Origin of the sequence: Methylibium sp. (assembly GCF_031393925.1) — a bacterium.
GTDB lineage: Bacteria > Pseudomonadota > Gammaproteobacteria > Burkholderiales > Burkholderiaceae_C > Methylibium.
In genome coordinates this window covers 1-23606 of record NZ_JANMWL010000010.1, presented here as the reverse complement: position 1 = coordinate 23606, position 23606 = coordinate 1, and the positions used below count along the sequence as shown (strand labels likewise).

The 23606-nt window shown below is 66.6% G+C and carries 21 protein-coding genes and 1 pseudogene; 12 read left to right on the top strand and 10 right to left on the bottom strand.

Annotation, left to right across the window (positions count from 1 at the left end):
* Nucleotides 1–184: 184 nt before the first annotated feature.
* Nucleotides 185–1160 (bottom strand): annotated as a pseudogene (locus tag RMO12_RS00835) (IS5 family transposase).
* 227 nt (nt 1161–1387) lie between these two features.
* On the opposite strand from RMO12_RS00835, the gene RMO12_RS00830 reads away from it, so the two are divergent.
* From RMO12_RS00830 to RMO12_RS00785, 10 genes are all read left to right on the top strand, one after another.
* A complete protein-coding gene (locus tag RMO12_RS00830) occupies nt 1388–2146 on the top strand; it encodes a transglycosylase domain-containing protein (RefSeq protein WP_309637848.1) in 759 nt (252 codons plus the stop codon).
* 31 nt (nt 2147–2177) lie between these two features.
* The gene (locus RMO12_RS00825; RefSeq protein ID WP_309625269.1) at nt 2178–2780 is read left to right on the top strand and encodes a hypothetical protein; all 603 of its coding nucleotides are present in this window, start codon (nt 2178–2180) and stop codon (nt 2778–2780) included.
* Nucleotides 2777–3352, top strand: coding sequence for a TlpA family protein disulfide reductase (locus RMO12_RS00820; protein WP_309637847.1), 576 nt, complete (start codon nt 2777–2779; stop codon nt 3350–3352). Before RMO12_RS00825 ends, RMO12_RS00820 begins: the two co-directional genes overlap by 4 nt.
* A 90-nt stretch (nt 3353–3442) precedes the next feature.
* A complete protein-coding gene (aroQ, locus tag RMO12_RS00815; protein ID WP_309625272.1) occupies nt 3443–3892 on the top strand; it encodes a type II 3-dehydroquinate dehydratase in 450 nt (149 codons plus the stop codon).
* Nucleotides 3893–4048: 156 nt separating this feature from the next.
* Nucleotides 4049–4510: an acetyl-CoA carboxylase biotin carboxyl carrier protein gene (gene accB / locus RMO12_RS00810; protein ID WP_309637846.1), complete on the top strand. Its 462-nt coding sequence runs from the start codon at nt 4049–4051 to the stop codon at nt 4508–4510.
* A gap of 13 nt (nt 4511–4523) precedes the next feature.
* Complete coding sequence (gene accC, locus RMO12_RS00805) at nt 4524–5873, top strand: acetyl-CoA carboxylase biotin carboxylase subunit (RefSeq protein ID WP_309625403.1); 1350 nt, start codon at nt 4524–4526, stop codon at nt 5871–5873.
* A 20-nt stretch (nt 5874–5893) separates the two neighbouring features.
* Complete coding sequence (prmA, locus tag RMO12_RS00800) at nt 5894–6796, top strand: 50S ribosomal protein L11 methyltransferase (protein WP_309637845.1); 903 nt, start codon at nt 5894–5896, stop codon at nt 6794–6796.
* 31 nt (nt 6797–6827) lie between these two features.
* Nucleotides 6828–7961: a zinc-ribbon and DUF3426 domain-containing protein gene (locus RMO12_RS00795; RefSeq protein WP_309637844.1), complete on the top strand. Its 1134-nt coding sequence runs from the start codon at nt 6828–6830 to the stop codon at nt 7959–7961.
* Nucleotides 7962–8010: 49 nt separating this feature from the next.
* Complete coding sequence (locus tag RMO12_RS00790) at nt 8011–8916, top strand: carbohydrate kinase family protein (protein WP_309637843.1); 906 nt, start codon at nt 8011–8013, stop codon at nt 8914–8916.
* A 178-nt stretch (nt 8917–9094) separates the two neighbouring features.
* A complete protein-coding gene (locus tag RMO12_RS00785; RefSeq protein ID WP_309637842.1) occupies nt 9095–9418 on the top strand; it encodes a hypothetical protein in 324 nt (107 codons plus the stop codon).
* Between the two features lie 58 nt (nt 9419–9476).
* Here the strand turns inward: RMO12_RS00785 and RMO12_RS00780 are convergent, their stop codons facing one another.
* The 8 genes from RMO12_RS00780 to RMO12_RS00745 all read right to left on the bottom strand — a co-directional run bounded on the left by RMO12_RS00780 (nt 9477) and on the right by RMO12_RS00745 (nt 20278).
* A complete protein-coding gene (locus RMO12_RS00780; protein ID WP_309637841.1) occupies nt 9477–9938 on the bottom strand; it encodes a histone H1-like DNA-binding protein in 462 nt (153 codons plus the stop codon).
* Between the two features lie 220 nt (nt 9939–10158).
* The gene (locus RMO12_RS00775) at nt 10159–11349 is read right to left on the bottom strand and encodes a ribonucleotide-diphosphate reductase subunit beta (RefSeq protein WP_309637840.1); all 1191 of its coding nucleotides are present in this window, start codon (nt 11347–11349) and stop codon (nt 10159–10161) included.
* A gap of 151 nt (nt 11350–11500) precedes the next feature.
* Entirely contained in the window at nt 11501–14413 is a 2913-nt protein-coding gene (locus RMO12_RS00770; protein ID WP_309637839.1) for a ribonucleoside-diphosphate reductase subunit alpha, read from the bottom strand.
* A gap of 556 nt (nt 14414–14969) precedes the next feature.
* A complete protein-coding gene (gene ampD / locus RMO12_RS00765; RefSeq protein WP_309637849.1) occupies nt 14970–15539 on the bottom strand; it encodes a 1,6-anhydro-N-acetylmuramyl-L-alanine amidase AmpD in 570 nt (189 codons plus the stop codon).
* Between the two features lie 20 nt (nt 15540–15559).
* Nucleotides 15560–17131 (bottom strand): sigma-54 dependent transcriptional regulator, encoded by a 1572-nt coding sequence (locus RMO12_RS00760; protein ID WP_309624240.1) that lies wholly within the window; start codon nt 17129–17131, stop codon nt 15560–15562.
* A 215-nt stretch (nt 17132–17346) separates the two neighbouring features.
* Nucleotides 17347–19221, bottom strand: coding sequence for an ATP-binding protein (locus RMO12_RS00755; protein WP_309637838.1), 1875 nt, complete (start codon nt 19219–19221; stop codon nt 17347–17349).
* Nucleotides 19221–19448, bottom strand: a complete 228-nt coding sequence (locus tag RMO12_RS00750) for a PP0621 family protein (protein WP_309637837.1) — start codon at nt 19446–19448, stop codon at nt 19221–19223. The genes RMO12_RS00755 and RMO12_RS00750 overlap by 1 nt, the downstream gene beginning before the upstream one ends.
* The gene (locus RMO12_RS00745; protein ID WP_309624237.1) at nt 19448–20278 is read right to left on the bottom strand and encodes a cytochrome c biogenesis protein CcsA; all 831 of its coding nucleotides are present in this window, start codon (nt 20276–20278) and stop codon (nt 19448–19450) included. The genes RMO12_RS00750 and RMO12_RS00745 overlap by 1 nt, the downstream gene beginning before the upstream one ends.
* A 116-nt stretch (nt 20279–20394) precedes the next feature.
* Here RMO12_RS00745 and ffh point away from each other — a divergent pair, with 116 nt between their 5' ends.
* Together ffh and RMO12_RS00735 are read left to right on the top strand one after the other, a co-directional pair.
* Nucleotides 20395–21768, top strand: a complete 1374-nt coding sequence (ffh, locus tag RMO12_RS00740) for a signal recognition particle protein (RefSeq protein WP_309637836.1) — start codon at nt 20395–20397, stop codon at nt 21766–21768.
* A gap of 139 nt (nt 21769–21907) precedes the next feature.
* Nucleotides 21908–22642, top strand: a complete 735-nt coding sequence (locus tag RMO12_RS00735) for a DUF2726 domain-containing protein (protein ID WP_309637835.1) — start codon at nt 21908–21910, stop codon at nt 22640–22642.
* Nucleotides 22643–22663: 21 nt separating this feature from the next.
* Here RMO12_RS00735 and ftsY read toward each other — a convergent pair.
* Nucleotides 22664–23606 (bottom strand): signal recognition particle-docking protein FtsY (ftsY, locus tag RMO12_RS00730; protein ID WP_309637834.1); only part of this gene is annotated, 943 nt, incomplete at its 5' end.

The following is a 23606-nucleotide window of genomic DNA, read 5'->3' as shown; positions in this document are numbered from 1 at the left end:
CAAGTGGCGTAAGGACCTACACGTTGATCGGCGAAGTTCAGTTCGCCTAGGGATGTTCTGATCAATCCGCACGCAGCGGTCGCAATTGCCGAATCACATTCGTCCTGATGTTTTTCGATGCAATGCACTCAAGAACCCCATGATCGTTCGCATTGCCCCGCGCTTCGAGGCGATTCGCCGCATCTCAAGTCGCGTTCGCCAGTTTCAGGCGGACTTTTCCATCCAGTACGGCCAGCTTGGCGCGCATTATCCACAGGTTGGCCAGGGCGAACAGCGTGTCCAGCTGCGCCACGTTCTTCGCAAGCCCTCGGTAGCGCACCTTCACGTGGCCGAACTGGCGCTTGATCACCCGAAACGGATGCTCGACCTTGGCCCGCACGCTCGCCTTGCCGCTCGACCCGGTCGATGAGCTGCTCGTACTTGCTGGCCTTGTCGAGCGCTGCGCGCTTGCCCGGGGCGCATCGCCACTTGCCAGACCACGCCCTGGCACGCACCCGCGCGCTTGTGGGCGCCCTGGTAGCCAGCGTCGGCAAAGACCACTTTTTCCTGGCAGCAAGGCGTTGGCCTCGACCACGTTGCCGGCGGTGGCGCGCACCGTGTGCACGAGACCGGACTCGGCATCGGCGCCGATGTGCGATTTCATGCCGAAGTACCACTTGTTGCCCTTCGGACTGGTGCATCTCGGGGTCGCGCTCGCCGCTGGCGTTCTTGGTGGAACTGGGGGCGGCGATCAAGGTGGCGTCGACCACGGTGCCGGTGCGAAGCAGCAGGCCCTTGGCGCCCAGGATCTCGTTGACCTTGGCAAACATCTGCTCGGCCAACCTGTGCTTTTCCAGCAGGTGACGAAAACGCAGGATGGTGCTCTCGTCGGGCAGCCGGGTGCTCCAGTTGTCCAGTCCGGCGAACTCGCGAAACAGCGCCACGTCGTGCAGCGCTTCTTCCATCGCGGGGTCGCTCGAGGTGAACCATTGCTGCATGAAGTGAATGCGCAGCACGGACTCGATGGCAAACGGCGGGCGACCTCGCTTGCCCGCGGGAGCATGAGGTGCAACGAGCGCGACCAATGCGGCCCACGGCACGACACGGTTCATGTCATCCAGGAAGTTGCGCTTGCGCGTAGGCTTGTTGGTCAGGTTGAATCCGAGGCTGGTTTGCTTCATGGCCCCAATGTTCGCCGCCATGATCGAGTCAGGCAATCAGGGCTATGCCGGAGTTATGCAGACCATCCCTAGATATTGCGCATGCCCGTCGAATCCTTCTTTTGCATCTCCTGCTCCAGACGTTTGTATTCCGCCTCAGTACCTAACCGCCTGGTAAGCCCGCACGGCCGCCCGAAGGGCGAATGCTCCCGCTCGGCGGGACTGCGCGCAGCGCCAAGGGTGCTGAGATGAGCGCGCTGCTGCGCTTCGTGTTGCTGGTGCTCGTGAGCGCCGTGGCGCTGCAGCTCGCGTTCGCCGCGCGCATCGCGCTGATGCGCGTGATCGACCCGCAATCGACCACCTTCCAGCGCAGCGAACTGCGCCGCCTGGCAGGGCAAAACGGCGAGCTTCAGTGGCGCCAGGCCTGGCGCCCCTACGAACGCATGGCCGACTCGCTCAAGCGCGCCGTCATCACCGCCGAGGACGCCGGCTTCACCGACCACGGCGGGGTCGACTGGGAGGCCGTCGAGCAAGCCTGGGAGAAGAACCAGAAGGCCCAGGCGCGTGTGGAGCAAGCTGGGCGAATCACGGCGCGATCGGCCAGCACCCCGGCCGGCGCCCGCGCGATGCGGCCACCGCGCATCGTCGGCGGCTCCACCATCACCCAGCAGCTGGCCAAGAACCTGTTCCTCTCCGGCGAGCGTAGCCTGGCGCGCAAGGCGCAGGAGTTCCTGCTGAGCTTCATGCTCGAGGCGCTGCTGTCCAAGGAGCGCATTCTCGAGATCTACCTGAACAACGTCGAATGGGGCGAGGGCGTCTTCGGTGCCCAGGCGGCGGCGCGTCACTATTTCCGCGTCGACGCCGAGTGGCTGACGCCGCTGCAATCGGCCCGACTGGCCGTCATGCTGCCGGCGCCCAAGCGCTTCGAGAAGCGCCCCGGTTCCGCCTACGTCAGCGGGCGCGCGGTCACCATCGTGCAGCGCATGGCGGCGGTCGAGCTGCCATGATCGGTGCCCCACCCGCTGTGTCCGGTCTTGCATGAACTCTTCCACCTTGCGCGCCGAGATCGCCGCCACGGCCGCCCGACTGGTGGTCGAGGACGGGCTCGAATACGGGCCAGCCAAGCAGCGGGCGCTCAAGCTGCTCGGCAAGCGTGGTTTGCCGAGCGGCGGGCTGCCTGACAATGACTTGCTCGACGCCGAAGTGCGTGCCTACCTCGATCTTTTCTGCGCCGACACGCAGCCCGGCGAACTGGCGGCGCTACGCGAAGTGGCGCTGGAGTGGATGGAGCGCCTGGCGGCGTTTCGTCCCTATCTCACCGGGGCGGTCTGGCGTGGCACGGCGACGCGGCACAACGACGTGCATCTGCAGCTCTATTGCGACGACCCGAAATCCGCCGAGATCGCCTTGCTCGGGGCGCGTATCGATTACGACGTTGGCAGCACGCGCGGACCACGTGGCGACAACATCGACGTGCTGAGCCTTGCCCAAACGAGCGCAACGCTGGGCGAGCGGGTTTTCATCCACCTGAGCATCCTCGACCATGACGATCTGCGTGGTGCCCTCAAACCCGACGCACAGGGGCGCGCGCCGCGCGGCGACGCGTCGGCGCTGCGCCAACTGATGGAAGCCACGAAATGAAATCCGGGGAGCCCTCTGGCGCGCGACGGCGCACTCTGCTCATTGGTGGCACGGCCGCCTTCTCGGTAGCGCTCGGTGCAGGCTTTGCGTGGTGGCGACGCTCGGCTGGGACGGCCAGCGATCCGCCTACCGCCCCAGCCACCGGAGCTCCCACTCCCGAACTTTGGGCACGACGTTTCGACACTCCAGAAGGCGGCACGCTCGCGATGGCGGGCCTGCGTGGAAAACCCCTGCTGATCAATTTCTGGGCAACCTGGTGCGCACCCTGTGTGCGAGAAATGCCAGAAATTGATCGCTTTTACCGCGAGTTCGGCCCAAGAAATTGGAACGTCCTTGGTTTGGCCATCGACGGGCCGACACCGGTGCGGGAATTTTTGGCCACCAAACTCAAAATTTCCTTTCCCATCGGCCTGGCTGGCTTCGAAGGCAGCGATCTCACCAAGCAGTTGGGCAACGACCGCGGCGGGCTGCCGTTCAGCGCGATGTTCAATGCCAGCGGCGAGGTCATCCATCGCAAGCTCGGTGAAACCAGCTTCGACGAGCTGAGCGGGTGGGCGCGTTCGCTGCCATGAAAACGCCGCCGAGGGTTGTCGACCACCTGCGGGTTTGCGCGTAAAGTCGCGCCTTCCCCGGTCGATCTGCCGGCTATTTGGTCTCATCGGATGCAAATCCTCGTCCTGCACGGACCCAATCTAAATTTGCTTGGCAGCCGCGAACCCGGCCTCTATGGTGCGGTAACGCTGCCAGAGATCGACGCCATGCTGATCAACCGGGCCGCTGCTTCGGGTGTCGCACTCGCAACTTTCCAGAGCAATCACGAAGGCGAGTTGGTTGAGCGCGTGCAGCAGGCGGGCGCTGACTCGACCCGGTTCATCGTCATCAACCCGGCTGCCTTCACGCACACCAGCGTGGCCTTGCGCGACGCGCTGGCTGCGGTGGCCATCCCCTTTGTCGAAGTGCATCTATCGAACGTGCACCGACGCGAGGCCTTTCGTCACCGTTCTTATTTTTCCGATCTGGCTGAAGGCGTGATCGTCGGCCTGGGAGCCACCGGCTACCGGCTGGCGCTCGAGTTCGCGCTCGAGCGCGTAGCCGGTGCATCGGTCGCCTGAGATGACCACCCCCACGCACCTTCGGTACTGGCTCCCGCGAGGGCGCTCAGCCCCCTTGGGGTGGCCCGGCGAGGCCTGAGAGGGCATTGCCGTTCCGCCGCCACGCCAGACGCTCGTGCGCCAAGAATCAAAAGACATTTCGTTGGAGGAGTCCCCATGGACCTGCGCAAACTGAAGACACTGATCGATCTGGTGTCGGAGTCCAACGTCTCCGAACTCGAGATCACCGAAGCCGACGGCAAAGTCCGCATCGTCAAGAGCAATCCGGTGACCGTGTTCCAGGCGCCGGCTGCGACGGCCCTGCCGATGGCGCTCGGCACTGCAGCGGCAGCGCCTCCAGGCGTCGCCGCAGGCGCGCCACCGGTCGAGCCTGCCGCACCGACCGGCCATGTGGTGAAGTCACCGATGGTCGGCACCTTCTATCTCTCGTCCAGCCCCGGCTCCAAGGCGTTTGTCGAAGTCGGCAGCGAGGTGAAGGAAGGCGAGCCGATCTGCATCATCGAAGCGATGAAGATCATGAACGAGATCGAGACCGACAAGAGCGGCAAGGTCACCAAGCTGCTGTGCGAGAACGGCCAGGCGGTCGAATTCGGCCAGCCGCTCTTCATCATCGAGTGACGCGGACGACTCGATGTTCAAGAAGATATTGATTGCCAACCGCGGAGAGATTGCCCTTCGCATCCAGCGGGCCTGTCGCGAACTCGGCGTGCGCGCCGTGATCGTCTATTCCGAAGCCGATCGCGACGCCAAGTACGTTCGCCTGGCCGACGAGGCGGTGTGCATCGGGCCGGCGGCCTCGGCGTTGAGCTATCTCAACATGCCGGCCATCATCTCGGCGGCGGAAGTGACCGACGCCGAAGCGATCCACCCCGGCTACGGCTTCCTCAGCGAGAACGCCGACTTCGCCGAACGCGTGCAGCAAAGCGGTTTCGTCTTCATCGGCCCGACGCCGGAGTCGATCCGCGTGATGGGCGACAAGGTGGCGGCCAAGCAGGCCATGATCAAGGCTGGCGTGCCGACCGTGCCGGGCGCCGAAGGCGCACTGCCCGACGACCCGAAGGAGATCACGCGCCAGGCACGTGCGATCGGCTACCCCGTCATCATCAAGGCCGCTGGCGGCGGTGGCGGGCGGGGCATGCGCGTGGTGCATACCGAGGCAGCGCTGATCCACGCCGTGCAGACCACGCGCGCCGAGGCCGGCGCCGCCTTCGGCAACCCGACGGTCTACATGGAAAAGTTCCTGGAGAACCCGCGCCACATCGAAATCCAGATCCTCGCCGACACCCAGCGCAATGTGGTCTGGCTGGGTGAGCGCGACTGCTCGATGCAGCGGCGCCACCAGAAGATCATCGAGGAAGCGCCCGCACCGGGCATTCCCCGTCGCGTGATCGAGCGCATCGGCGAGCGTTGCGTGGCGGCCTGCAAGAAGATCGGCTACCGCGGCGCCGGCACCTTCGAATTCCTCTACGAGAACGGCGAGTTCTATTTCATCGAGATGAACACCCGCGTTCAGGTCGAGCATCCGGTGACCGAGCTGGTCTCGGGCATCGACATCGTGCAGATGCAGATCCGGGTCGCGGCCGGCGAGAAGCTGCCCTTCACGCAGCGCCAGATCGAAATACGCGGCCACGCCATCGAGTGCCGCGTCAACGCCGAAGATCCATACAAATTCACGCCCTCGCCGGGGCGCATCACCGCCTGGCATGCGCCCGGCGGCCCGGGTGTGCGCGTGGACTCGCACGCTTACACCAACTATTTCGTGCCGCCCAATTACGACTCGATGATCGGCAAAATCATCACCCACGGCGACACCCGCGAGCAGGCCCTGGCGCGCATGCGCACCGCCTTGCTCGAGACCGTGGTCGAGGGCATCTCCACCAACATTGCGCTGCACCGCGAGCTCATGGTCGACGCCAAGTTCGTGGAAGGCGGCACCAGCATCCATTACCTCGAGAGCTGGATAAGCCAGCGCAAGCGCTGACCCGAAGGAGAGCTGGCGATATGGTGGAGTTGCGTCTGCTGGCCGCCGAGGACCAGGTCGAGGCGCTGTCGGATGCGCTGATGGAACTGCAGGCGCTGAGCGTTTCGGTCGAAGACGCCGACGCCGACACGCTCGCCGAACAAGCCTTGTTCGGCGAGCCCGACATGCCCGCACCCAAGCCCGGCTGGCAACGCTCGCTGCTGGCGGCGCTGTTCAACGACGAGGCACGAGCAACCGGAGCCGCCACGCTGTTGCTCGCGCAGACATGGGCAGCCGGCGTGACCGTGCAGGCGCTGCGCCCGGTCCCCGAACAAGATTGGGTGCGACTGACGCAGTCGCAGTTCGAGCCGGTCGAGATCACACCGACGTTCTGGATCGTGCCGTCCTGGCACGAGCCCCCCGCGGTTGCGCAGCAGGTGATCCGGCTCGATCCGGGCCTGGCCTTCGGCACCGGCACGCACCCCACGACACGCATGTGCCTGCGCTGGATCGCCACGCATGCCGATACGATGGCGGGCAACCGCACGCTCGATTACGGCTGCGGGTCCGGCATCCTTGCCATTGGTGCGGCATTGTTCGGCGCAGCGTCCGTCACCGCGGTCGACATCGATCCTGCGGCGGTGCAAGCGACGAGCGACAACGCCGCTGCCAACGGTGTCGTGCTCGAACAAGGGTTGCCGCAGCGGGCCGGAGCGCCGTGCGGCGCTTACGCGCTGGTACTGGCCAACATCCTCGCGACGCCGCTCAAGTTGCTGGCCCCGCTGTTGTCGGCCCACGTCGCGCCTGCCGGCCACCTGGTGTTGGCCGGCATCCTGGAGCGCCAGGCCGATGAATTGAAGCACGCCTATGCGCCCGGGCTGGCGCTCGAGGTCACCGACCGCGAGGACGGCTGGATCCTCATGATTGCCCATCGCGCCGCATGAATCGCGACGGGCCGATGGCATCATCTGCGCCATGAGCCTGGCCACCCGCTGCACCCAATGCGGCACGATCTTTCGCGTCGTGCAGGACCAGCTCAAGGTTTCCGAAGGATGGGTGCGCTGCGGGCGCTGCCAGGAGGTGTTCAGCGCTCTGGAAGGCCTGTTCGACCTCGAGCGCGAAGCGCCGCCGAGACGCCCGGCTTCGTCGCTGACGGCCACGCAGGTGGCACGGCAGGGCATGGTCGAGTTCGTCGCCAGCCACTCACCGACGCCGACGGACAAACCCGGCGCGGTGTTGGCAGAGACGCATGAAGACGATGCGATCGAGTCGCGCATGTTCGCGCCCGAGTCCCTTGCCGCGTACAAGTCGGTGCAGGAGGCCACCTTCGAGGATGACCCCGACTTCGTTGATGCGCGATTCCCGAGCGAGTTTGCGGACGACGCCGCGCTCGACGCAGACGGCGACTACGGCGCGGCGCGGCACGTTGCGCCCGAGCCGCCAGCGCCTGCACCGAAGCGGCTCAGCTGGCGCGAGCGGCGCGCTCAACGTCGCGCCGATGAGATCAGTTCGATGCTGTCGGGGCTCGGAGTGCATGACGACGAATCCGCACGGCCCGCCGTGCCCGACCGGTCGGTTGCACCGGACTTCCTGCGCCAGGCGGAGCGGGCCGCGCAGTGGCAACGACCCCGCGTTCGCGCCTCGCTCATCGTGGCTGGCGCGATGTTGCTGGGGGTGCTCGCGGTGCAGGTCGCGGTGCAGTTCCGCGACACGCTCGCAGCGCGCTGGGCGCGGGCCCGACCCCCCCTCGAAGCGCTGTGCGACGTGATGGGCTGCCGCATCGAGCCGCCGCGTCGACTCGCGGCCCTGACGGTCGAAGCGAGCGGCCTGACCCAGGTCGAGGGCGGCGACACCTATCGTCTGAGCTTGAGCCTGCACAACCGCGCCAGCATCGCACTGGCCATGCCGTCGGTCGACCTGCGACTCACCGATACCGGCGGATCGCTGATCGCACGCCGCGCACTCGCGCCCGCTGACTTTCGCGGCACGCCCGAAGGCGCAGCGACCACGTCCGCCCTTGCAGCAGGCGCCGAGGCGCAGTTGCATGCGCTGTTGGCCGCACGCGGCGCTCGCATCGGCGGCTACACGATCGAACTGTTCTACCCCTGACCGGCCGCCGCAACTCGGCCCTACTCGCGTTCACCGTCCCGGAGTTGCCATGTCGGCACTGATCTGCGGTTCACTTGCGTTCGACACCATCACGACCTTTGCGGGCCGGTTTGCGCAACAGATCCTTCCCGAGCAAATTCACATCCTGAATGTGTCGTTCCTGGTGCCCACGCTCAAGCGAGAGTTCGGCGGCTGCGCCGGCAACATCGCCTACACGCACCGGCAGCTCGGCGGCGCACCGCTGGTCATGGCCACGCTTGGTGCCGACGGTGACGGCTACCTTGAACGCCTGCGCGGCTGGGGCGTGAGCACCGAGTTCGTGCGGCGCATCGACGAGAGCTACACGGCGCAGGCAATCATCATCACCGACCAAGACAACAACCAGATCACCGCATTTCACCCGGGTGCGATGCAATTCGCTCAACGCACGACGGTGCCCGCGGCGGACGACATTGCGCTGGCCATCATTGCGCCCGATGGCCGAGAAGCCATGATCGAGCATGCCGCGCAATTGACCGCCGCTGGCATCCCCTTCGTGTTCGATCCGGGGCAAGGGCTGCCAATGTTCGATGGCGCGGACTTGAAGCGTTTCATTGACCAGGCCAGTTGGGTGGCGCTCAACGACTATGAAGCGAAGATGCTGTGCGATCGCACCGGCCTTGGCCTGGCACAGCTGTCGCGCTCGCATCTGCGTGGCGTGGTGGTGACGCTAGGCGCCGAGGGTTGTGACGTGTGGGAGCAGGGTCGCGTGCAGCGCGTCTCGGGCGTGAAGGCGATGACCGTCGTCGACCCGACCGGCTGCGGCGACGCGTTCCGGGGTGGTCTGCTCTACGGACTGGAGCGTGGATGGCCACTCGTGCGCTGCGCAGCGCTTGGCAACCGCATCGGCGCCTTGAAGATTGCCAGCGCGGGGCCGCAGAACCACGTCATCGACTGCGCCGCACTCGATCTCTGATGTATGAACCTTCGTCGCGCGTGCGTGACCACTCACCGCGGAACGCACCTCGATCAAGCGCGCGGCGAGGCGCGGCAGATTCACGCCCGCAGCGCCGCAGCCTAGCTATCGTCGCGCCGATTGGAACCGGCTGGCGCCAAGTCCGGCCGAGAAGGAATGCCGAATGAACTTGACGACTTTGTTGCTGCTCATCGGGACCGCGGTTGCCCTGACCGCGCTCACCTGGTTTGGCTCGACTTGGTGGTATGGGCGCAAGCTGGCCGATCTGCAAAGGCGTCTAGAGAAGACTCGCCTGGCCGCTAACCAGCATGCCGGACAGGCCCGACGCCAGATCATGATGCTGCAAAAGGAGTTGGCGCAACGACCGCCGCTGAACAGCGTGCAGCGCCATACACGAGACGAAGCCGCCGAGCGCCAAGCTGCGCTCGAGGCAAGCCTCGACGAAACGGAGCCGAACCGGCCGTCGCCGACACATGGCTTTGCGGACACTCAGCCGATGTAGCAAGCAGTCAGAACGAAAAAGCCCGGCCGAAGCCGGGCTTTCAAGGTCGAACCGGACCTCAGGGCTTGGTGCCCGTCGGGAAAGGCCATGCCGCCTGGGGGCTGAGCGTGGTCTTTGCCGCAGGAGCGGCTGCCGGCTTTGCCGCAGGAGCGGCAGGAGACGCCGCCTTCTTTGCAGCCGGCTTCTTGGCCGCCTTCTTCGCAGGTGCCTTCTTGGCAGCCTTCTTGGCCGGCGCCTTCTTCGCAGGTGCCTTCTTGGCAGCCTTCTTGGCCGCCGCCTTCTTGGCCGGCGCCTTCTTGGCCGCCGCCTTCTTGGCCGGCACCTTCTTCGTCGCCGCCTTCTTGGCCGGTGACTTCTTCGCAGCGGCCTTCTTCGCCGGTGCCTTCTTGGCAGCAGCCTTGCGGGCCGGAGCCTTCTTCGCCGCCGCCTTGTTGGCCGGCGACTTCTTCACGGCGACCTTCTTGGCCGGAACCTTCTTTGCCGCGGCCTTTTTGGCCGGAGCCTTCTTCGCAGTTGCCATCACGATTCTCCTTGATCAAGTTGCAAAGAGCACCGTGCCGCTCGAGCGACACGGCGATTCACTGCCCAGGGCTATCTTGGAGAAACGCTCCGGTGCAGTGAATAGGGTCGTGGGCAAATGCGATGGTGTTTTCTGCGACACCCTTCGTCTCACCCACAAATCTTGATTTCGTTTTTTTTGATCCTTCGTCATGACCCGAGCGCCATGCGCACGAGGTGCTTCAATCCCACGAGAGCGCACCACCGGATTGGTACTCGATGACACGCGTCTCGAAGAAATTGCGCTCCTTCTTCAGGTCGATCATTTCGCTCATCCACGGGAACGGGTTTTCTTCGTTCGGGAAAAGCGCCTCCAGGCCGATCTGCGTGGCGCGCCGGTTCGCGATGTAGCGCAGATAACCCTTGAACATCGAGGCATTGAGCCCCAGCACGCCGCGCGGCATGGTGTCTTCCGCGTAGCGATATTCGAGCTCGACCGCCTTCATGAACAACGCCTTGATCTCGGCCTTGAAAGCAGGCGTCCACAGATGCGGATTCTCGAGCTTGATCTGGTTGATGAGATCGATGCCGAAATTGCAATGCATCGACTCGTCGCGCAGGATGTACTGGTACTGCTCGGCAGCACCGGTCATCTTGTTCTGACGGCCGAGCGCCAGGATCTGCGTGAACCCGACGTAAAAGAATAGACCCTCCATCAGGCAGGCAAAGACGATCAGGCTCTTGAGCAGCGTCTGGTCGTTCTCCGGCGTGCCGGTCTGGAAGTGCGGATCCATGATCGCCTGGATGAAGGGGATCAGGAACTCGTCCTTGTCGCGGATCGACGCCACCTCGTGATATGCGTTGAAGATCTCGCTCTCGTCGATGCCGAGCGATTCGACGATGTACTGGTAGGCATGCGTGTGGATCGCCTCTTCAAATGCCTGGCGCAGCAGGAACTGCCGGCATTCGGGCGCCGTGATGTGCCGGTAGGTGCCGAGCACGATGTTGTTGGCGGCCAGCGAATCGGCAGTCACGAAGAAGCCGAGGTTGCGTTTGATGATGCGCCGCTCGTCGTCGGTCAGGCCGTTCGGATCGCGCCATGTCGCGATGTCTCGCGACATGTTGATCTCTTGCGGCATCCAGTGGTTGGAACAGGTGGCGAGGTATTTCTCCCAAGCCCACTTGTACTTGAATGGAACCAGCTGATTGACGTCGGTCCGACCATTGAAGATTCGCTTGTCAGCCACGTTGACGCGCCGCGTGAGCGGCGCCTCTTCGGGCACTGCAACCGCCACCTTGGGTGCTGATGCGGTGCCGCTGTCCGGCGGATTCGAGTGTGATGCAGAGACGGCCCGGGCATCGCGCGGCGATGAGGGCAAAGAGCTGTGTGTCGCGGCAGAGGTGGAACGAGATTCGTCTTCCCAAACCAGCATGGTGTACGTCCTGTCGATTGAATTATCCGAGTGTTGTGTTCAAACACCAAGCACTTGTTGACATCGAAGCGCTGAAGTTGTTGCCGTCGTGCATCGCCTCATCGAGTGCGCGAGTCGCATGCGACTCGCGCACTCGATTAATTCACGCGCGTCATTGGCACGCTTCGCAATCCGGGTTGTCGATCGAGCAGAACTTCATGTCGGTCGCAGGCACGCTGCTCGCGGTGTCGGGTGATGCCTTTGCCGCAACGGCAAAAGCAGTGGCGACATCAATGCCACTGCTGCCACTCGAGACCGCATTCATGTGGCCTGCTTTAACGGTCGATTTCTCGGCGTGCGTCGCGCCGATCGTGCGCAGGTAGTACGTGGTCTTGAGGCCACGCTGCCAAGCAAGTTTGTAGGTTTCGTCGAGCTTCTTGCCCGAAGCGCCGGCCATGTAGATGTTGAGCGACTGCGCCTGGTCAATCCATTTCTGCCGACGCGCCGCCGCCTCCACCAGCCACATCGGCTCGACCTCGAAGGCGGTGCCGTAAAGCAACTTCAGTTCCTCGGGCACGCGGTCAATGCGACGCAGCGAGCCGTCGAAGTGCTTCAGGTCCATCACCATCACGTCGTCCCAGAGGCCAAGCTTCTTGAGGTCACGCACCAAATACTCGTTGATGATGGTGAACTCGCCCGACAGGTTGGACTTGACCGACAGGTTGCTGAACGACGGCTCGATCGACGCGTCCACGCCAATGATGTTGGAGATGGTCGCGGTCGGCGCGATCGCCACGCAATTGGAATTGCGCATGCCGTACTTCGCGATGCGCGCGCGCAGCGCATCCCAGTCCAGCGTGGTCGAGCGATCGACCTCGACGTGGCCGCCGCGCTGTTCGGCCAGCATGTCAAGCGTGTCCTGGGGGAGCACGCCGCGATCCCACAGCGAGCCCTTGTAGCTGGAGTAACGGCCGCGCTCCTCGGCCAGTTCGGTCGAGGCCCAATAGGCTTGGTAGCACACGGCCTCCATCGAGCGGTCGGCGTAGTCGACGGCGGCGTGCGAGGCGTAGGGGATGCGCAGCTGGTAGAGGCTGTCCTGGAAGCCCATCACGCCCAGCCCGACCGGGCGGTGCCGCAAGTTGGAGTCGCGCGCCTTCTTGACCGCGTAGTAGTTGATGTCGATCACGTTGTCGAGCATGCGCATCGCGGTCGACACCGTTTTCTTCAGCTTGACGTGGTCGATCTGCAGGCCGCCGGCCCCCGGCGACAAGTGCTGCGCGAGGTTGACCGAGCCCAGGTTGCAGACCGCGATCTCGCTGGCGTTGGTGTTAAGCGTGATCTCGGTACACAGGTTGGAGCTGTGCACCACGCCAACGTGCTGCTGCGGTGAGCGCACGTTGCAGGCGTCCTTGAAGGTGATCCAGGGATGCCCGGTCTCGAACAGCATCGAGAGCATCTTGCGCCACAGGTCGCAAGCCCGCACCGTCTTGTGCAGCTCCAACTCGCCCCGCGCGGCCTTCGCTTCGTAGCCGGTGTAGGCGCGCTCGAAAGCCTCGCCGAACTTGTCGTGCAGGTCCGGGCAGTTGGAAGGCGAGAACAGCGTCCAGCTCCCGTTTTCCATCACGCGTCGCATGAACAGGTCGGGCACCCAGTTGGCCGTGTTCATGTCGTGGGTGCGACGCCGGTCGTCGCCGGTGTTCTTGCGCAGCTCGAGGAATTCTTCGATGTCGAGGTGCCAGGTTTCAAGATAGGCGCACACCGCGCCCTTGCGCTTGCCGCCCTGGTTGACCGCCACCGCGGTGTCGTTGACGACCTTCAGGAACGGCACCACGCCTTGCGATTCGCCGTTGGTGCCCTTGATGTGGCTGCCCAGCGCGCGCACCGGCGTCCAGTCGTTGCCCAGGCCGCCGGCAAACTTGGAGAGCAGCGCGTTCTCCTTGATCGCTTCGTAAATGCCGTCGAGATCGTCCGCCACCGTCGTGAGGTAGCAGCTCGAAAGCTGCGAGCGACGCGTGCCGGCGTTGAACATGGTCGGCGTGCTCGACATGAAATCGAAGCTGGAGAGCACCTCGTAGAACTCGATGGCACGCGCCTCGCGGTCGACCTCGCCGAGCGCCAGGCCCATCGCCACACGCATGAAGAAGGCCTGCGGCAGCTCGATGCGCGCCTTGCGCACGTGCAGGAAGTAGCGGTCGTAGAGCGTTTGCAGCCCGAGGTAGTCGAACTGCAGGTCGCGGTCGGCCTGAAGGGCTTCGCCGAGCTTGCGCAGGTCGTACTGGAGCAACCGCTCGTCGAGCAGTTCGGCGTCGACGCCCTGCTTGATGAAGCCCGGAAAGTAATCGGCGTAGCGATGCCGCATTTCGTCGTGCATCACCTCGCCGCCGAGGATTTCACGGCGGATCGTGTGCAGCAGCAGCCGCGCGGTGGCGCGCGTGTAGGCAGGGTCTTTCTCGATCAAGGTGCGAGCCGCCAGGATGGCGGCCTTGTAGACCTCGTCGATCGGCACGCCGTCGTAGAGATTGCGCTGCGTTTCAGCCAGGATGGGCGCCGCTTGCACCTCGGCGCCGAGGTGGGCGCAGGCCGACTCGATGAGCGCAGACAGCCGTGCCATGTCCAGCGGCACGCGCTGCCCACCGTCGATGACCTGCAGCGCCACGGCCGGCGCGGCCGACGCCTCGCCCTGCTTGGCACGCTCTTGCGCGCGGCGCTCGCGGTAGAGAACGTAGGCCCGCGCAATCTCGTGGTGGCCCCCGCGCATGAGGCCGAGCTCTACCGCGTCCTGGATGTCCTCGATGTGAAAACTTCCTCCGCTCGGGCGCGAGCGGAGCAACGCGCGCACCACCGTCTCGGTCAGGGCGTCGACGGTTTCGCGCACGCTCGCCGAAGCGGCACCCTGTGCGCCATGCACGGCGAGAAAGGCCTTCATCAAGGCAACGGCTATCTTGTTCGGCTCAAACGCGACCACGGCGCCATTGCGCCGGATGATCTGGTAGCCGGCGTAGGCCGACGCATTGCCCACAGGCCGTGGGCCAGAGGCAATGGCGGCGGCGGGTGAGGTTGAAACGCTGGGGGTGACGGTCTGCATGAATGTTTCCCTTTCGGCTCTTGCGGCCTTCGTACGAATGACGTGGCGTGACTGACGGGGCGTCTCAAAACGTGGACGGACAGCAATGATCTTGTTCGAACCGGTCGCGCTTCACCGCCCGCCTAGCCAATGCACTCGTCGCCACGCCGATGTATGACGCAACGAAGCGGGCAAAACAGGGGTGGTGTAGGGGGCGGTCGGCGGCAGCCTGAGACCGTGCGCAAAGCCGCGAGCTGCGACCGTGCCGAGGCGGGGTGACCAGCGACGCGATGCTCACGTGGTCCGGGCCTCGAAAGCGCTTGAATCAGGCAACGAAGAATAGCATGCAGGACACTATATCTAGGGTGTAGCGGCTCCACAAGCACTAGGTATAGCGTGTCGGGCCTCTGCCGCGCACGAATCACGCAAGCCCATCAAGGCACCGGTCGTGGCGCCGCCCGCGCGCTGCAAAGGGTGTGCGCACGCAAGCCGCGCCAGGCCTTGCGCACGCCACCAATCGGGCTGCAAAACCGCATGGAATCTGCCCGCTGCGCCAACGCGCCGCGAAGCGAAGCGACTAGCGTCGTGCCCGCACCGTCTCGGGAAAACACTGATCGGTCCAGGCACACAGCGATTGCAGGCGCGGCCAATCGAATCCGGGACCGGGATCGAGCTTGCGCCCCGGCGCCACATGCTCGTGCCCGGCAACATCGCACAGGCCGGCATGCTCGCCGCGCAGCGCGCGCAGCAACTCGGCCAGCCTTACGTACTGCGGCGTCTCGAAACATTCGCCTTCGAGCCCTTCGAGCTCGATGCCGACCGAGAAATCGTTGCAGTTCTCGCGGCCACGCCAGACCGACTGGCCGGCATGCCAGGCGCGCGCCGTGGTCGCCACGAACTGCAGCATCTCGCCGTCACGCCGGACCACGAAATGCGACGAGACGGTGATCCCGCGGATCTGCTCGAAGTAGGCGTGCGCGCTCCAGTCGAGCGTGTTGGTGAACAGACGCTCGATCGCGTCGCCGCCGTAACGCCCCGGCGGCAGGCTGATCGAATGGATCAGCGCCAGGGTCACGTCGGCACCCGCCGGCCTCGGCCCCTGGTTGGGCGACTCGATGCGGCGCGCGGCCGACCACCAGCCGCCCATCCACCGTGGCGATTCGCGTGTCACGGCGCGACGTCCGGCCCCTCGCTGCCGCCCGACTCCAAAGCCACGCCATGCTCGGCGACCATCACACCCAGGCGGGCCATGCGATAGCGCATTTGCCGCAGCGACAAGCCCATGCTGGCGCCCGCCGCAGTGCGGTTGAAGCGGTAGTGCTCCAGGGCGCGCACGAGGATGTCGCGCTCGACCGCGTCAAGGTAGGCAGCGAGGTCATCAGGCAGCGCCGCGGGCACGGCCGGCGGCGCTGCCACCAACGCGGCTGACTCGCCACGCGGCGGCGGCGGATCGGCCGGCAATGACGCCGCCTCGGTTCGGCCGTTGTCGGCGAACGCCGACTCCGGCAGGTCGAGCGTTTGGACATCGATCACGTCGCCCTCGCACAGTGCGACCGCCCGGTGCAGCAGGTTTTCCAGCTCGCGCACGTTGCCGCCGAAGGGGTAGCGCAACAGGTAGGCGAGCGCCTCGCGCGTGAGCCGCGGAGGCGGGCTCACGCCCGCATCGGCGGTGATGCGTTCGAGCACGCGCTCGCAGATGGCCGGCAGATCCTCGAGCCGCTCGCGCAGCGCCGGCACGCGGATCTGGATGACGTTGAGCCGGTAATACAGATCCTGCCGAAAGCGCCCCGCCTGCACGTCGGCGGCGAGGTTCTTGTGGGTGGCGCTGACGATGCGCACGTCCAGCGGCATTTCGTGGGTGGCGCCGACCGGGCGCACCGAGCGCTCCTGGATCGAGCGCAGCAGCTTGCTTTGCATCGACAGCGGCAGGTCGCCGATCTCGTCGAGGAAGAGGGTGCCGCCGCGCGCGGCCTGGAAGAAACCGTCGCGGTCTTCATTGGCCCCGGTGAAGGCGCCCTTGCGGTAGCCAAAGAACTCGGCTTCGAGCAATTGTTCTGGAATGGCGCCGCAGTTCACCGCGATAAAGGGCTGCGCGCTGCGCACCCCGGCGTCGTGGATCGCGCGCGCCACCAGTTCCTTGCCGGTGCCCGACTCGCCATGCACCAGCACCGGCGCCATGCTGCGCGCCACTTTCTCGATGAGCCCGCGCACCACCTGCATGGCGTGCGAGTTGCCCGCCATGCGCGCCAGGGCGCTCGTCGGACCGGCAGGCGCGGCGAGCGGCCGCGGCGGCGGGCGCACCGCGCGCGGCGCGCCGCTCTCGGAAGGCAAGCGATCGGGCTGCACCGTCGGGCCGGTCGATGCGGAACGCCCGAGCGCCGAAGCGACCACGCTGCGAAAGAGCTTCAGGTCCACCGGCTTGGTGAGGTAGTCATAGGCACCGGCCTGCAGCGCCTCGACCGCGCTCTCCGCCGAGCCGTAGGCGGTGATGACGATTGCCTTCTCGCGCCGTCCGGCCTCCTCCAGGCGGCGCAGCAGGTCGAGGCCGCTACCGTCGGGCAGCCGCATGTCGGTGATGACGGCACTGAAGGTGCGGTCGCTCAGTTGCGACCATGCGTCCTCGACGCTGCCGGCGGTTTCAATGTCGTAGCCTTCGCGCAGCAAGGTCAGCTCGTAGAGAGTGCGCAAGTCCGGCTCGTCGTCGACGACCAGCAGGCTGAAGTGGGACGGCGAGCTCATCAATGCACCCTTCGCGCTGCGCGCTGGACCCAAGAGCGGGAGTATTCGCCAAGGGCAACGCATGTGGCCCCTTCGTGGCCGTGGCGGCCGTGCGGGCTCATCTTGGGCCTTCGTGCTGCGCACTTCGGCCTTGGCCAAACGGGCGGCCGTGCGAGCTCATGCGTCGCCCCGGTGCGCAGCGCGCGGCGGGCTCGAACAGGTGGGCGCTGGGCAGCTCATGGACCAAGGTGGGGCCGGGATTCACTGTCCGGAAGCAGCGCGCGCCGCATGGCGACCGAGAACTCGTTGCGGTGGCGCTCCGGCACGCCCCGCGAGCCGTACTCGATGCTCGCACCGTAGCGCTCGCACAGCTCGCGGCAAATATACAGGCCCAGGCCGGTGCCGCGGCTGCGCGTCGAGAAGAACGGCTCGAACAAGTAGCGCTCGACTTCGGGCGCGATGGGTGGCCCGTCGCTCGCAACACCGAGCCGCGCATGCAAGTCGTCGGCGACCCCCAGCCACACGCGCACCGCGCCCGCGCTTCGGCTACCGTGTCGCAGCGCGTTGTCGAGCAGGTTGACGAGCACGCGCCGAAGGTGTTCGCCATCGAACAGCACGCCCACGGCCTGCGCAGGCAGCTCGACGGTGAGCGGGCTTGCAGCGCCGGGCGGCAACTGAGCGGTGCGCGCCCACTCGCTGCAAACCGCGGCCACCTGCGCGGTCGCGTCCAGCGGCGCGGGCGTCGGCACCAGCCCGGGCGCGACTTCCATCATGTCGTCGACGATGCGCTTGAGCCGCTCGGCGTTCTCGCCAACCATGCGCGTCAACTGCTGCTGCTCGGCGCTGCTCGCGTCTTCGGCCATCAAGGCGTTGGCTTGCATGATCGCGGCCAGCGGGTTGCGGATCTCGTGCGCGATGCCCGCCGAAACGCGTCCCATCGCGGCCAGTTTTTCCTGCCGTACCCGCGCTTGCACCGTGCGCACGTCCTCCACGAACAGCACGCAGTAGTCCTCGGCCACGCGCGCTTCGCGCCGCTGCGTGAAACGAACGCGCACGCGCAGCTGACGCGGACCTTGGTCGCGCGGGAGCAGCACGTCGCGCCCTTCCTCGGGCCAGCCGCCCTCGGCAAAGGCACGGTCCACGGCGCGCGCCAGCGGCTCCCACGCTGCCACGCCGGCGAGCGCGAAGCTCTCACCGCTGCTGTCCTGCGGCTCGCCGATCAACCCACGCGCGGCCGGATTGGCGGCGCGCACGCGACCGCGCCGGTCGACCACGAGCACGCCTTCCTGCAGCTCTTCGAGCACGAGCCGGTTGAGCTGCGCCTGCCGTCGTGCCATGGCGAGCGAGCCGCGCGCGGTGCGCTCCTCGCGAGCGAGCCGGCCCGACAGCTCGCCCGCGAGCAAGGTGATGACGAAGAGGCCCGCCCCAGCCAGCCCGGCCTGCGCGAGCAGCAGCGGCGTCGCGCCAGCGGCCCCGGCATTCCATTGCGTGGCAAGCAGCACGATCAGCGTGCTCGCCGCGGCCACCCCCAACGCCTGCAGCCGCGGCGTCAACACGCCGGCCATGAGCGCCGGCAGCACCAGCAGCGCCGTGTAATTGAGCAGGCCCCCCAACAGTTGCAGCCCACCGAACGCCAGCAGATCGACGCCGATGGTGGCCGCCCACTGGCGACGGCGCAGGCGCGCCGCGACGGTCGGGCGACTAGGGCCGAGCAGGTTGGGCAGCAACCACAGGGCCAGCGTCGCCAGCGCGTACACCGCACACAAGACCAGGGCCGCGCCGTGCTGCGGATGCGACGTGATCAGCCAGGCGAAGGCGATTTCGGTGGCCAGCAGCGTGATGCCCAGCGCAGCGCGCGCAGCGACAAAGGCGCGATACAGCCGGTACAGCCCGCTCTGGCCGGACTCGGCGATACGGCGCGCCTGGCGCGACAGGAAACGCGAATCGGCTACGTCGGACGCGCGCCATTCGCCACGGTCGTAGCGGGAATGTGCCGCGTCGTTGCCGCCATCGTCGCCGCCGTCACCCGCATGGTCGGGCTCGAGCGCGCCAAACCACGAGGCGGCGGGAGCCGCCGTGCGCGGCTTGCTCACACCGGCGTTGCCAGCCATCAGGCGATGTCGCCGCGCGCAAGCCGATGCGCTTCGGTGCAATACAGGCCGCGCAAACCGGCCACCATCTCGGCGCGCGGCAGGTGAACGCCGCAGTGAGCGCAGGCGAGCACGGGTTGCGGCGGCGGGGGTGTCGGCGTCGGCTTGCGGCCCTGCGCCACGCCGCTGCGCGAGCGCGCGAACCACAGCACCGCCACGATCACTGCCAACAACAGCAAATACTTCATCAAGTCACCGTGCGGTGCAGCAACACTTCGAGCACGAAGCGCGAGCCGGCATAGGCGAGCAGCAGCAGCGCGGCGCCCACATAGAGCCAGCGTGTCGCGTGTCGGCCGCGCCAGCCGAAAGCGCTGCGCCCGGCGAGCAAGCCGGCAAACACCAGCCAGGCCAGCACCGAAAACACGCTCTTGTGGTCCCATCGCCATGCGTCACTGAACCACCAGCCCAGCAGCAGCGTGGCCGACAGCACGACAAAGCCAGCGGCAACGAAGCGAAAGGTCAGTTTCTCGAGCCGCAGCAGCGGCGTGCCGGGTATCGCGGCAGCGCCTCCGTTCGCGCCCACCGCTGCCCCGGGGCGCAACGCGCGCTCGGCGCGGCGCAGCAGCGCGGCATGCAGGAGCGCAGCGCCGAACAGCCCATAGGACGCAATGCCCAGCACCCAGTGCAGCGGCGCCCAGGGCGAGCCGGCATGCGGGCGCAATTCACCGGGAAACAAGAGTGCCAGCACCACCGCCGCGGCTCCCAGCAAGGCCAGCGACCGGCGCACGCCCGCGAGGGTGACGAAGCGGCTCTCGACGGCATACACCGCCAGCACGAGCCACAACGTGGCCGAGAGTGCCGGCGCGAATCCGAAGCGCGCGCCGGGAACGGCCTCGCCGACACCCGCGGTGTGAACGACGATGGCCGCCGCATGGGCCAGCCACCCGACGGCCAGAGCCGCCTCGATCCAGCCGGCTTGGCGGCGCGACGCCGCCAGCAGATAAGCAAGCACGGCGACCAGGCTGGTGGCGACCAACGGCAGCAGGCTCTGCGCCCCGGGGCCGAGCGATAAAATCATGAGGCACAGTGTACGTTCGCGTCCTCGCGCCACACCGTTGCGCGTCCTGGCCGGCAAGCGTTTGCCCGGCAGGCACGGCGGCCCGTGCAGCGTCCACAACCCAGAGATACCGACCGATGGCTTCCGCCCTTTCCGATCGCCTGTCACGGCTCGTCAAGACGATGCGCGGTCAAGCGCGCATCACCGAAGACAACGTGCAGGACATGCTGAGAGAAGTGCGCATGGCGCTGCTCGAAGCGGACGTGGCACTGCCCGTCGTGCGCGACTTCATCGCGCGCGTGAAGGACAAGGCGCTCGGCCACGACGTGGTGGGCTCGCTCTCGCCGGGGCAGGCGCTGGTGGGCGTGGTTCACAAGGAGCTCGCCGCCACCATGGGCGCGGGCGACGCCAGCAGCGAGCTCAATTTCGCCACGCAGCCGCCGGCAGTGATCCTGATGGCCGGTCTGCAGGGCGCCGGCAAGACCACCACGACCGCCAAGCTCGCCAAGCATTTGATCGGCCGCAAGAAAAAAGTACTGACCGTCTCGAGCGACATCTATCGGCCTGCGGCGATCGAGCAGCTCAGGGTCGTCACCCTGCAGGCCGGCGCCGAATGGTTTGCCTCGCAGGCCAGCGACAAGCCGGTGGACATCGCGCTGGCGGCGCTCGACCACGCCAAGCGCCACTACTTCGACGTGCTGCTGGTCGACACCGCCGGGCGCTTGGGCATCGACGAAGCGATGATGGCGGAGATCAGCGCGCTGCACGCGGCGCTCCGACCGATCGAAACCCTGTTCGTGGTCGACGCGATGCAAGGCCAGGACGCCATCAATGTCGCGCGGGCTTTCAAAGAGGCGCTGCCGCTCACCGGCGTGGTGCTGACCAAGCTCGACGGCGACTCGCGCGGCGGCGCGGCGCTGTCGGTGCGGCAAGTGACCGGCGCGCCGATCAAGTTTGCCGGCGTGTCCGAGAAGATCGACGGCCTGGAGGTGTTCGACGCCGAGCGCCATGCCGGGCGCGTGCTCGGCATGGGCGACATCGTCGCGCTGGTCGAGCAGGTGCAGCAGGGCGTGGACCTGCAGGCGGCGCAGAAGCTCGCCGACAAGGTCAAGTCCGGCTCTAACTTCGACCTCGAAGACTTTCTCCTGCAGATCTCGCAGATGAAGAAGATGGGCGGCCTGTCGGGCCTGATCGACAAGCTGCCCAGCCAGCTCACCGGCGGCAAGGCCGCGAAGCTTGGTGCTGCCGACATGGACCGCGCCGAGCGCGACGTTCGCCGCATGGAGGGCATCATCCGCTCGATGACACCGCTCGAGCGACGCAAGCCCGAACTCCTCAAGGCCAGCCGCAAGCGCCGCATCGCCAGCGGCGCGGGCGTGCAGGTGCAGGAGGTCAACCGCCTGCTGAACCAGTTCGACCAGATGCAGACCAGGATGAAGAAGATGAAGGGCGGCGGCATGATGAAGATGATGAAGCGCATGGGCGGCATGAAAGGGCTGCCGCCGCGCTGACCGCCGCATCCGGCACCGCGCCGCAAGGCACTGCAACGTAACCACTTGCAAGAGCTGCGCCGCGTGTCGACTCTGCGCTTGACTGGCCGCTGGCTGGCCCTTTAGCGTCAAGCTTTCCTGTTTCTGGAACCAGGTCGAAATGGACCCCATCGCTTTGACGGCCCTGCTGTTCGCCGCGCTTTTGTCGCTGTGGCTGGTGCGCCAGCGCGCCCTGGGCGCCGGCAAATCCAGTGACCGCAACGGCAACCGCGTTCAGCGTGTCGGTGAGGCGCTCGACACCGTGGCCGCCTGGCCGCCGGAGGCCACCCGGGTGCTCACGCAAACCGAGCGCCGCGCCCAAATGCTGCTGCTCCAGGCCCTGCCCGAGTGCATGGTGCTGGCGCAGCTGCCGCTGCCGCGGTTCATCCGCGTTCCCACCCGAAATTCCTACCAAGAATGGATGCACCGCATGAGCCAGCTGTGCGCCGACTTGGTGGTGTGCGATGCCAGCTCGCAGGTACTCGCGGTGGTCGAGGTGCGGCGCGCGCCGGGCAAGGACAGCGAGCGCACGCAAAAGCGCCATGCCCGCATGGACCGCGTGCTGAGCAAGGCTGGCGTGCGCGTGATCGTGTGGAATGAAGAGGCCTTGCCGTCCGCCTCCGCGGTGCGCGAGCTGGTGCTCGGCCCCGCGAAAGGCGCCTCCGGCGCAGGCCAGGCGGACGCCCGGGTCGAGGGGACGCTACTTCGACGGGTCGCCACGCTCACCGACGCACTCGCCGACCCGCTGGACGAAGCCTTCGATGCAGCGCTTTCGGCACAGCCCGAACCGGCGCCGTCGACCTGGTTCGACGAGCTTGACGCCGCGCCGACGCCGCTCGATCCGCTCAGGCGCTGACGCGCACGGCGCGCGCTCGGATCAGCTCAGCAGCGCCAGCGCGAATTCGCGCGCGTCGAAGGTCTCCAGATCCTCGAGACGTTCGCCCACGCCAATGAAGTAGACCGGCACGACCCGTCCATGCTCGCGCTCGCGAGCCCACAGCGCAATCGCCGCCAGCACGCCGCCCTTGGCCGTGCCGTCGAGCTTGGTGATGATGAGCCCGGTGAGGCCCAGCACCGCATCGAAGGCCTTCACTTGCGCGAGCGCGTTCTGCCCGGTGTTGCCATCGACCACCAACAGCACCTCGTGCGGCGCACCCGGCATCGCCTTGCCGATGGTGCGCTGAATCTTGCCGAGTTCATCCATCAGGTGCGACTGCGTCGGCAGCCGCCCGGCGGTGTCGACGATCACCACCTCGCAGCCGCGCGCCTGGCCCGCCTTGACTGCGTCGTAGCTCACGGCCGCAGGGTCGCCGCCGTCCTGGCTCACGATGTCCACGCGGCGCGTCATCGGCTCACCGGCGCGCGTGGCCCACACCGCGAGCTGCTCGCGCGCGGCGGCACGAAAGGTGTCGGCGGCCGCCAGCAGCACCTTCACGCCGTCATCGGCCAAATGCCGCGTGAGCTTGCCGATGCTGGTGGTCTTGCCCGCGCCGTTGACGCCGGCCACCATGATCACGGTCGGCTGCGCTTCGCCCAGCACCAACGGACGCTGCAGCGGCAGCAGCAGGTCGGCCACCGCGTCGGCGAGCAGCGCCTTCACCGCCGCCGGATCGCCGGCCTTGGCTTCCTTGACGCGGCGCTTCAGATCGCTCAGCAAATGCTCGGTGGCCTGCACGCCGGCATCGGCCATCAGCAGCGCGGCCTCCAGCTCCTCGTAAAGCGCATCGTCGATGCGCGTGCCGGTAAACACCTGGGTGATGCCGGCGCCGGTGCGGCGCAGCCCCAACTTCAAGCGGTCGAGCCAGGGGCGGCGCGCCGGG